Here is a 10135-nt window from a genome sequence, read left to right as displayed (position 1 = left end):
GTGCGCCGCCGTACTGGTCGTAGCCGGGCTGCTGTGCGCCGCCGTAGCCCTGGTCGTAGCCGCCCTGCTGCTGGCCGCCATAACCCTGGTCGTACCCGGGCTGCTGCTGGCCAGCCTGCTGTCCGTAGCCGTACTGGCCCTGCTGGCCGTACGGGTCACCCTGGTCGTATTGGCCGTAGCCGGGGGGCTGGCTCATTGCTGGGTCTCCTGCGTTGCTGGGTCGTGCCGACCGTGGCGAACCTTCGGCGCCGTGGGGCTTGACGTCGGGATCGACGGACGAACGGGTCTTGAACTGTCCAGTATGCAGCGCCTCGTTGCGCTCGAGCGAAACTACGACGTCACCATAGGTGTCCCATCCGTGCTCGGCGAGGTGTTCCTTGACCGCCTCCGCCAACACCGAAGTGACCCGACGCTCGTCTCCGGCCATGCGCTCGTGATCAGCCTGCCCCAGCGACACGATGTAGTGATTGGGGGCGAGCTGTCGACCACCGGCCAGCTCACGAACGTTCTCCTCGCTCTCGCGCTCAAGCGCCACCGCCACTTCCTGCGTGACGACGTTGCCACCGAACATGCGCGCGAAGGTGTTGCCTACGAGGTTCTCGAGCCGTCTGTCAAAGCGTTCGACGCGGCCCACCGGGCAACCTCCTCACACGTGTGCTTCCCCGTCGATCCTATCCGGGTACGGCCAGTCGGACACGGCCCCCGGTGAAACCCGCGAAATCCGCCTGCTACGCTTTGCGAGCTGTCAGAGAACGAAGCACTCGGGCGAGTGGCGGAATGGCAGACGCGCACGGTTCAGGTCCGTGTGTCCGAAAGGACGTGAGGGTTCAACTCCCTCCTCGCCCACTCTTGTTCGAGGCCCCCTTCGCTACGCGACGGGGGCCTCTTTCGTGAGGTCGTCGCTCGTCAGCTCCCGGGGGGGCCGAGCCCCCCGGACCCCCGCGGTGCGTCCGGCGGCGGTTGGCGAGCGGGGGCGGCCTAGGGCCTGGCGGCCCTGGCCTGGGAAAAGAAAAAAGACCCGGCCTGGGCCGGGTCTTCGTGGTGCGGGTGTGGGTCAGTTCACGCCGACGAGGTCGACGACGAAGATCAAGGTCTCGTTCGGCTTGATGACGCCGCCGGCGCCGCGTTCGCCGTACGCGAGGTGCGGCGGGATGACCAGCTTGCGACGGCCGCCGACCTTCATCCCGGCGACGCCCTGGTCCCAGCCGGGGATGACCTGGCCGGCGCCGAGGCCGAAGCGGAGCGGCTCACCGCGGTCCCACGACGCGTCGAACTGGTCGCCGGTCGAGTGCGAGACGCCGACGTAGTGCACCGTCACGGTGTCGCCGGACTTGGCCTCCTGGCCGTCGCCGACGGAGATGTCGGTCGTCTCCAGCTCGGAAGGTGCGGGCCCCTCGGGGCGGTCGATCTGGGGCTTCTGCGAAGACATGCCTGGAACATACCTGCGCTGGTCCCGGGTCCGCAGGGCGAGTGTTCCGCCGAACGGTGGCAAGAACGCGAATAGTCTTCACAAATTTGGATACCCGTGGGTAGTGTGCGCCTCGTCACTCTCCGACGACGGAGGTCTTTCATGCGACGAGGCATACGGGTCTTGACGACGCTGGCGGGGCTGACGCTGGTGGCGGGAACCGTCCCGGCACTTCAGGCGAACGCCGCGGAAACCCCACCGGACTCGGTGGTGGCGGCCGCGCTCGACGACTACTGCGGCGGCCAGTGCGGTGACATCCTCCCGCCCGGCACGAAGGGGAACGCCACCCTCGCCGAGATCCTGGCGCACAAGGCGTTCGGCACCCGGCCCGCGCATTCGGCCGATCAGCTCGGCAAGTACGCCTCGCTCGCCGACGGCTACAAGACGCTGACCACGGACAAGATCAACCAGTTCTTCAACGACGCCTCGTTCGGGATTCCGTCCGGGCAGGTCGAGAGCACGATCAAACCGCGTCCGGACGTGACGATCACCCGCGACAAGGCGACCGGCGTGCCCCGGATCGTCGGCACGACGCGGCCGGGCACGATGTACGGCGCCGGATACGCCGCCGCGCAGGACCGCCTGTGGCTGATGGACATCATGCGCCGGGTCGGCCGCGGCCAGCTGACCTCGTTCGCCGGTGGCGCCCAGGGCAACCGCGAACTCGAACAGAGCTTCTTCTCGTCGGCGCCGTACACCGAACAGGAACTGCAGAAGCAGATCGACAACGCGGCGGCCAGTGGTCCGCGCGGCGCACAGGGCAAAGCCGACGCCGAGGCCTATGTCCAAGGTGTCAACAAGTACATCTCCGACGCGCACAGCGGCCGCTACTTCCCCGGCGAGTACGTGCTCACCGGGCACGTCGACGCGATCACGAACGCCGGGACCATCGAGCCGTTCAAGCTCACCGACCTCGTCGTCCTCGCCGCCGTCGTCGGAGCGCAGTTCGGCGCCGGCGGTGGCGGCGAGGTGCAGAACGCCATCGCGAAGATGGCGATGCAGGAGAAGTACGGTCTCGAACAGGGCGACAAGGTCTGGCGGAGCCTCCGGTCCGAGGACGACCCCGAGACGGTCAAGACCCTCCACAATGGACAGACCTTCGACTACGGCAAGGCGCCGTCGAATCCGCAGGGTGCCGCGATGCCGGACAAGGGTTCGGTCACCGGGCAGCAACTGGTCTTCGATCCGACCGGTTCCGCCGGGACGGCGGCACCCGCCAAGGTGGACGTTCCCGCGCCTGAAGACCAGAAGGCCGTCCGCGGCATCTTCGACGACGGCGTCCTGCCGGGCAACATGCTGTCGGAGAAGCACGGCATGTCCAACGCGCTGGTGGTCTCCGGCGCCAAGACCGCGAGTGGGCACCCGGTCGCCGTCTTCGGCCCGCAGGCCGGCTACTTCGCGCCGCAATTGCTGATGCTGCAAGAAATCCAGGGCCCTGGCATCAGCGCCCGCGGCGCCTCGTTCGCGGGGATCAGCATGTACGTGCTGCTCGGCCGCGGCAAGGACTACTCGTGGAGCGCGACGTCGGCGTCGCAGGACATCGTCGACACCTACGCCGTCGAACTGTGCGAGCAGAACGGTTCCGCGCCGACGAAGAACTCCAACTTCTACCGGTTCCGCGGGCAGTGCCTGCCGTTCGAGATCGTCGAACGCAAGAACGCCTGGAAGCCCACCGTCGCCGACGGCACGGCCGAAGGTTCGTACACCCTGCGCAGCTTCCGCACCAAGTACGGGCCGGTGACGAGCCGGGCGCTGGTCGGCGGCAAACCGGTCGCGTACGCGTCGCTGCGGTCGACGTTCCAGCACGAGATCGACACGATCATCGGCTTCCAGAAGTTCAACGACCCGGACGCGATCAAGTCCGCGCCGGACTTCCAGGCCGCGGCGGCCGACGTCAACCAGACCTACAACTGGTTCTACGCCGACTCGCGTGACGTCGCGTACTTCAACTCGGGCTCGAACCCGGTCCGCAATCCGAACGTCGACCCGGCCATGCCGGTGAAGGGCGACGCCGGATTCGACTGGCAGGGCTGGAACCCCGACGGCAACCTCGCGAACTACACGCCGTCGTCACAGCATCCGCAGTCGATCAACCAGGACTACTACATCAGCTGGAACAACGCGCAGGCCAACGGCTACGCGGCCAGCGGCGCGGACAAGAGTTCCGTGCACCGCGGCGATCTGATCGACGCGCGGGTCAAGAAGATGATCTCCAGCGGCACCAAGGTGACGCGGGTGAACCTCACGCAAGCCATGGAGGAGGCCGCGCTCGCCGACCTCCGCGCGGAGAAGGTGCTGCCGGAACTGTTCAAGGTGATCGACAAGGCGCCGGTGACCGGTCCGGCCGCGGACGCGGTGGCGAAGCTGAAGACCTGGCTCGCCGCAGGCGGTCTGCGCTCGGAGACCTCGCCGGGCAGCAAGGCCTACGCCTACGCCGACGCGATCCGCATCATGGACGCCTGGTGGCCCCTGCTGGTGAACGCGCAGTTCAAACCGGGCATGGGCGACGCCTACGGCGCCATGGTCGGAGTGCTGAAGATCAACGAGTCACCGTCGGGCTGGCAGAACGAGGTTCCTGGCAAGCACGTCGGCCAGTCGCACGCGGGTTCGTCGTACCAGGCGGGCTGGTGGGGCTACGTGCACAAGGACATCCGTTTGGTACTCGGGCAGAACGTCGCCGGTCCGCTCGCCGTGAAGTACTGCGGTGGGGGCGACCTCAACGCCTGCCGCCAGGTGCTGCTCGACTCGCTGACGCAGGCGGCCGCGCAGCCCGCCAACACCGTCTATCCCGGTGACGGCGACTGCGCCGCGGGCGATCAGTGGTGCGCCGACACGATCATCCACCGCGCGCTCGGCGGCATCACGCAGGACAAGATGAGCACCCAGAACCGGCCGACCTTCCAGCAGGTCGTGGAGTTCCCGGCGAAACGCGGCGACAACATCGCCAACCTCGCCACCGGCCGCTCGGTGAGCGCGACCAGCCACGAAACGGGCTGGTACAACTCGCCGCCGTCCAACGCCATCGACGTGAACCTGTCGACGCGCTGGGCGAGCGATTGGAGCGACAACCAGTCGATCACCGTCGACCTCGGTTCGGTGCAGCGCGTCTCCCGCGTGGTTCTGCGGTGGGAATCGGCGTACGGCAAGGCGTACAAGGTGCAGGTCTCGTCCGACGGGACGAACTGGCGGGACGTGGCGTCCATAGTGGACGGAGACGGCGGGCAGGACAACGTCGCCTTCGAAGCGGTGGACGCGCGTCACGTCCGGATGGCCGGTCTCCAGCGCGGCACGAAGTACGGCTACTCCCTCTACGAGTTCGAGGTCTATGCCCACTAGGCGCGCTGCCCGCCTCGCGGCCGGCTCCGGCGATGGCGAAGAACCGACGTGGGAAACGCCGAGGTGACGGAGCAATCCGGCGTCGCGAAGCTCGGCCAGCGCGCCGAAGTGGCCGGCGATCGGAACCGACCCGGACAGCCGCAGGTTCACCGGACGGGTCCCGGCGAGGGGCCTCGCTGGGCAAGCGCATCGCGCCGAACCCCGACCCGGTTGACCGGCAGGTCTCCGAGCGGCCAGGTCGTCACGTGGTGATCATCGCGGGACGGTTTACGGTGACGAGGTGGACACGAACGACTGGTCACCTCGCACCCTCGCCGTCGCCGCCGGACGACCGGAGGGCCCCGGCGAACCGCTGAACGTGCCGATCGTCGCGGCGAGCACCTTCGACGCCGGCGCCGACCGCGCGTATTCACGGGAGGACGGCACCCCGACCTGGGAGGCCCTCGAAGCCGCGATCGGCGCGCTCGAAGGCGGGCACGCCACCGCGTTCGCCTCGGGGATCGCGACGCTCAGCGCCGTGATCGACACTCTGCCGGTGGGCGCGAAGGTCTGCGTCCCGACGTTCTCCTACGCGGGATCGCGTGGCCTGCTCGCGCACGCGCAGCGCACCGGACGCCTGGTGGTGACCGAGATCGCGCCGGACGACACGGCCGCCTGGGTCGCGGCCGCGGACGCCGACCTGCTCTGGCTCGAATCGCCGACCAACCCGACGCTCGACGTCATCGACATCGAGACGATCGCCGCCGCCGCGAACGGCCTGGTCGCCGTGGACAACACGTTCGCCACCCCGCTCGGGCAGCGGCCGCTGGACCTCGGCGCCGACATCGTCGTGCACAGCGCGACGAAACTCATCGGCGGCCACAGCGATCTGCTGCTCGGACTGACCATCGCGGCCGACGAAGGCGTCGCGAAGGACCTGCGCGACGCGCGCACCAGGTTGGGCGCGACGCCGGGAGCGCTCGAAGCGTGGCTCGCCCTGCGCGGGCTGCGGACGCTCCCGGTCCGCCTCGCCGAGCAGACGCGCACGGCCGCCCTGCTGGCGGCGCGCCTGGTCGACCATCCCGCCATCACCCGGGTGCGTTATCCCGGCTCCGGCACGATGATCGCGTTCGAACTCCCGGACGCGGAGACCGCGGACAAGGTCATCGGTTCGCTGCGGCTGATCCGCGCCGCCACCAGCCTCGGCGGCGTGGAGAGCCTGGTCGAGCGCCGGGCCTGGCTGGCAGGCGACGCCCACGTGCCCGCCGGGCTCGTCCGGTTCAGCGTCGGGCTCGAAGATCCGGAAGATCTCTGGACGGATCTGGCCTCGGCGCTCGGCTAGCTTGGGCATGTGGACGAGACGAAACCGCCTCGGCGGCTCGGTCAGTTGCTGTGGGGCCTGTTCTGGCTCCTGGTGCTCGGCTTCCTCGCGATCGTCACCGCGGGTCTGCTGGCCGAGCTCGCGGCGTCGCCCTGCCCGAGCGACGCGATTTGGGCCTGTGCCGCGGAAAACCGGACCTTCGCCACCTTCCTGCCCGCGATCGGGTTCGGTCTCGGCCTCCTGATCGCGGCGGTGGGCGGCGGCCGGGCGGTGCGGAACCGGACGTCGCCGAAGCCCTGGCTGTTCGGCGCGGGCCTCCTCGGCGCGCTCTCCCTCGCCGTGGCCCTGTTCCTGGTGTTCTGATCGTGACCTTCTGGTTGCCCGGCGCCGGTATCCGGACGTAAATGGTCAGGCCTTCACCAAAACGTGGTCCGGACGGGTGAACCGGTCGGCGGCAAGTGTGCGGAGAGTCTTCGAAAAAGGGAGATCCGGCCAGGAAAACCGGCGATTCCGGGCGGTTCGGCGGGCGGGGAAAAAATACTTCCGCATCGCAACCGATCCGGCCCTCCGGGTGTTAACATTCCTTCGTCGCCGCGAGACTTTCCCTCTGCTGAGCGACTTTCGGGCCCTTGTATCGGGCAGGAACACCGCGGCGTTACCGGTTTTCCCAGTGGTTCTTGTCACGACTTTTCCACTACGGCCCCGCTGTACTTTTCCGGCAGGATCACGCTGTCACCCGAACGTGCGATTCCTTTCGGGTGACCACAGGGTGGGGGTCACCCTGTGTTGCGATGTTTCCACTGGGAGATCACTTTGAAGAAGACGTTGGGCCGCCTCGCGGGCGCGGTGCTGGCCGGCGCCGTCATCTCGCTGGCCGTGACGCCGGTCGCGATGGCGCAGACCGAAACGACGACCACGCCTCCCGCGCCGTCGAGCGAAGCGCCCTCCACGGCACCTTCGCCTTCGTGGTCGGGCGGCAAGGTGACGTCGGCTCCGCCGGAGACGAGCACCCCGGCCTCGTCGTCCTCGCAGGAGCCGACGCCGACCAGCAGCGGCAAGCCGACTTCCGGCAAGCCGTCGCCGACCTCCACCTCTGAGGCGCCGACCAGCACCACCCCGCCGATGCCGGAGCTGAACGTCGGCGCCGGATACGTCGAGGGCAACGAGGGTGCGTTGGCCATCCTCTGCGGTTCGGAGCCCGCCGACGTCACCGCGCCGGACTTCACCATCGTCGACTCGTTCCAGGACGGTGGCGAGGCCTACCTGTGGATCTACATCATCGAGGCCAAGCCCGGCTTCAAGGGCACCGCGAGCACCTTCACCTGGACCTGCGACGGCAAGCCGGGCAAGGGTGACATCGAGTTCGAGGAGATTCCTGGCGGCGGCGCGACCGCGCCGGGCGCCGACAAGCCGAAGAAGCAGGTCAAGCTGAAGCCCAAGGGCGGCATCGAGACCGGTTTCGGCGCCACCGCGGCCTGATCCGATGAAGCTCCTGACGCAGGGCGGCCGCGTGGTCGCGGCCGCCCTTGTGCTTTCCCTCGCGCTGACGGGATGCGGCACCGACGAACCCGCCCCGCCCGCCGCGCAGGCGGCGGCGGAATCGACACCGCCGGTCGTCAAACCGTTCAACGGGACTCGCCCGACGAACGTGCGGATTCCCAAGATCGGCGCGGAATCGAGCCTGGTCACGGTCGCCATCGGCAAGGACGGCAAGATGTCCGTCCCGTCGGCGAAGAACCCGATGCAAGCCGCTTGGTACCGGCTTTCTCCGGTGCCGGGTGACGTCGGCCCGGCGATCCTGCTCGGCCATGTCGACGGCAACAAGCAGCCGGGCATCTTCTACAAGCTCAAGGACGTCAACCCGGGTGACGAGGTGCTCGTCGACCGCAGCGACGGCAAGAGCCTGAAGTTCGTGGTCGAGAAGAAGGACCAGGTCCCCAAGGACCAGTTCCCCGAGGAAGCGGTCTACGGCAACACGGACAAGCCGCAGCTGCGGCTGATCACCTGTGGCGGTGTCTTCGACAAGGAAGAGCACAGCTACAAGGACAACGTGATCGTCTACGCGAACCTCGTCGCCTGACGAACGAGTGCCATGAAAGGTCCTTTCCTTGCAAATTTTGCGAGGAAAGGACCTTTCCTCGCATCCGGGGACCCGCTCAGCCCAGGCCCGCGGCCGGGAACGGGAACCCGTCGGGAGCCACCGCCTCGGTGTCGACCCACTTCCGCATCCCCGCGTCACAGGCCGCGTAACCCCAGTTGATCAACCGCTCCTGCAGCACTTCCGGCAGTTTCGTCAGGCGCGTCGGGGTCTCCGCCAGCTTGTGCGTGAGATCCACAGGCGCCTTCAGCGAATCCTTGAGCTCGAAGTTCTCGAGATCGACGTAGGAACCCCAGTAGGCGCCACTGAAATCTTTCTCCACATAGGACTTCAGCAGCGCGCCCCGCCGCAGCTCGCGCACCTGGTTGTCGATCACGTCGAGGACGCGCAGCAACTGCCGCCCCCAGTCACGTTTGACCTTCCGCGCGACCTTCATCCGCTTGCCCGCGTCGCTGACCAGCACCGTCGCGTGCCCTTCGACCGGGTCCAGGCCGAGGTTGTCGTAGACGCCGGCGTCGCTGAGCACGATCTTGCGTTTCCGCTCGTCGGAAAGCGGGTCGTGGATCACGACGGGTGAAAGCATCGGCGGGAAGGCCGAAGACGCGGCCACCGCGGTCGCGAGCGGGATGTTCCCGTGCGGCCCGTTCTGACGGAAGAACCACCACAGCGCGCCGTCCTGGAGGTTCGTCGCGGTGAAGACGAACTGCGGGCCGCCGGGGTCGATGTCCTTGAGGCAGCAGTCGCCGAACAGGTGTTTCGCGTACACCCGCGCGAGCTCCTCACCGGCGCTTCGCCAGGGCATCGCCATGGCCAGCAAGGTGACCGGGATGTCGAGCCGGGTACGTGCCAGTTTCCGCACCGGCGCGACGACCTCGTCGTAGAAGTTGTCCGCGACACCGTTTTCGAACTTCAGGTCCGACCACGCGTGCGCGAGCACGCCCGCGGCGATCGAGCCGCCCGAGACGCTCGAGAACGTCGAGATCTTCGACAGCCAGCCGAGTTCGTTGAGCCGCCACAGCGCTCCGGTGTGGAACAACATCGCGCGGTAGCCGCCGCCGGACAGGGCGAGACCGACACCTTGGCGCGCTGTCGAAGGCTTCTTGATATCCCCCACCTGAGCGAGTGTAGAGGCGGTCAAGCGAGCAGGGGCCGCAAGAGGCGACGTTGCTTCTCGGGGACGTACTCGGCGTAGTTGTCGTACAGGGCCTGCTTCGCCAGCCTCGACGCACGCTCGCCGTCGGAGTCACGGATCGCTCCCAGCACCTCTTCGTGGTGTGCCAGCCAGTTGCGCATCAGTGCCGTCCGGTCGTCGGCGTGTTCCAGTTTGTCCTCGATGAGTTCCAGTACGACACCGCGGACGACCTCGCCGCTGATCACCAGCAGCGGATTCCCGGTCGCGCGGGCGATGGCCTCGTGGAACGCGACGTCCGCGTGGGAGAACTCCGCGAAACCCTTCGAGACGCCCTCGCGCATCGCCTCCAGCGCCGTGTCCAGCTCGGCGAGATGGTCTTCGGTCCTGAGCTGCGCGGCGAGCAGATGTGCGGAACCGTCGAGGACCATGCGGAACTGCAACAGCTCGGAAAGGCCGATGTGGTCGGCGCGCGCGAGCCGGTGCATCGACCGGTGCAACGCGGCGGGGGAGGCGGCTAGGACCTCGGGCCCGCGCGGGTCGCCCGGGCGCGAGCGGATCATCTCCGCCGCCTGCAGCACGCGCAGCGCCTCTCGCACGGTCGAGCGGCCGACGTCGAACTGCACCATGAGTTCGCGTTCGCTCGGCAGCCGGTCGCCCGGTTTGATCCGGCCGCTGAACACGGCTTCCTCGATCTGCTCGACGACACGCTGGTACGCGCGGACAGGGGCGACCGGCTCGAATTCCATCTTGACCCTGCCGTCTCGTCTGGTTTACTGGTCAGACCAGTCTACCGGTCAGGGG

General features: G+C 68.0%; 9 protein-coding genes and 1 tRNA gene. 6 read left to right on the top strand and 4 right to left on the bottom strand.

Annotation, left to right across the window (positions count from 1 at the left end):
- Positions 1–634: DUF3662 domain-containing protein (locus AC069I_RS05920; protein ID WP_478264926.1), on the bottom strand; the 634-nt coding region annotated here is incomplete at its 3' end.
- Between the two features lie 129 nt (positions 635–763).
- Here AC069I_RS05920 and AC069I_RS05915 point away from each other — a divergent pair.
- Positions 764–846 (top strand) — tRNA-Leu (locus tag AC069I_RS05915).
- A gap of 208 nt (positions 847–1054) precedes the next feature.
- Here AC069I_RS05915 and AC069I_RS05910 read toward each other — a convergent pair.
- The gene (locus AC069I_RS05910; RefSeq protein WP_340686044.1) at positions 1055–1429 is read right to left on the bottom strand and encodes an FKBP-type peptidyl-prolyl cis-trans isomerase; all 375 of its coding nucleotides are present in this window, start codon (positions 1427–1429) and stop codon (positions 1055–1057) included.
- A 141-nt stretch (positions 1430–1570) separates the two neighbouring features.
- Here AC069I_RS05910 and AC069I_RS05905 point away from each other — a divergent pair, with 141 nt between their 5' ends.
- From AC069I_RS05905 to AC069I_RS05885, 5 genes are all read left to right on the top strand, one after another.
- The gene (locus AC069I_RS05905; protein WP_478264925.1) at positions 1571–4804 is read left to right on the top strand and encodes a penicillin acylase family protein; all 3234 of its coding nucleotides are present in this window, start codon (positions 1571–1573) and stop codon (positions 4802–4804) included.
- Positions 4805–5084: 280 nt separating this feature from the next.
- Positions 5085–6125: a trans-sulfuration enzyme family protein gene (locus tag AC069I_RS05900; RefSeq protein ID WP_478223881.1), complete on the top strand. Its 1041-nt coding sequence runs from the start codon at positions 5085–5087 to the stop codon at positions 6123–6125.
- Positions 6126–6134: 9 nt separating this feature from the next.
- The gene (locus tag AC069I_RS05895) at positions 6135–6467 is read left to right on the top strand and encodes a hypothetical protein (protein WP_478223880.1); all 333 of its coding nucleotides are present in this window, start codon (positions 6135–6137) and stop codon (positions 6465–6467) included.
- A gap of 450 nt (positions 6468–6917) precedes the next feature.
- Entirely contained in the window at positions 6918–7583 is a 666-nt protein-coding gene (locus AC069I_RS05890) for a hypothetical protein (protein WP_478223879.1), read from the top strand.
- A gap of 4 nt (positions 7584–7587) precedes the next feature.
- On the top strand, positions 7588–8184 hold the full coding sequence (locus AC069I_RS05885; protein ID WP_478223878.1) for a class F sortase: 597 nt from the start codon (positions 7588–7590) through the stop codon (positions 8182–8184).
- A gap of 76 nt (positions 8185–8260) precedes the next feature.
- On the opposite strand, the gene AC069I_RS05880 is transcribed toward AC069I_RS05885, so the two are convergent.
- Together AC069I_RS05880 and AC069I_RS05875 are read right to left on the bottom strand one after the other, a co-directional pair.
- A complete protein-coding gene (locus AC069I_RS05880) occupies positions 8261–9316 on the bottom strand; it encodes a patatin-like phospholipase family protein (protein WP_478223877.1) in 1056 nt (351 codons plus the stop codon).
- Between the two features lie 20 nt (positions 9317–9336).
- Positions 9337–10080, bottom strand: a complete 744-nt coding sequence (locus tag AC069I_RS05875; protein WP_478264924.1) for a FadR/GntR family transcriptional regulator — start codon at positions 10078–10080, stop codon at positions 9337–9339.
- Positions 10081–10135 lie beyond the last annotated feature (55 nt).

Source organism: Amycolatopsis sp. NPDC043885 (genome assembly GCF_056435685.1).
This window is presented reverse-complemented; position numbering and strand designations above follow the sequence as displayed.

Coding starts and splice junctions, on each gene's coding strand:
- AC069I_RS05875 (WP_478264924.1), bottom strand. CDS start 10,080: ATGGAATTCGAGCCGGTCGCCCCTGTCCGCGCGTACCAGCGTGTCGTC.
- AC069I_RS05885 (WP_478223878.1), top strand. CDS start 7,588: ATGAAGCTCCTGACGCAGGGCGGCCGCGTGGTCGCGGCCGCCCTTGTG.
- AC069I_RS05905 (WP_478264925.1), top strand. CDS start 1,571: ATGCGACGAGGCATACGGGTCTTGACGACGCTGGCGGGGCTGACGCTG.
- AC069I_RS05910 (WP_340686044.1), bottom strand. CDS start 1,429: ATGTCTTCGCAGAAGCCCCAGATCGACCGCCCCGAGGGGCCCGCACCT.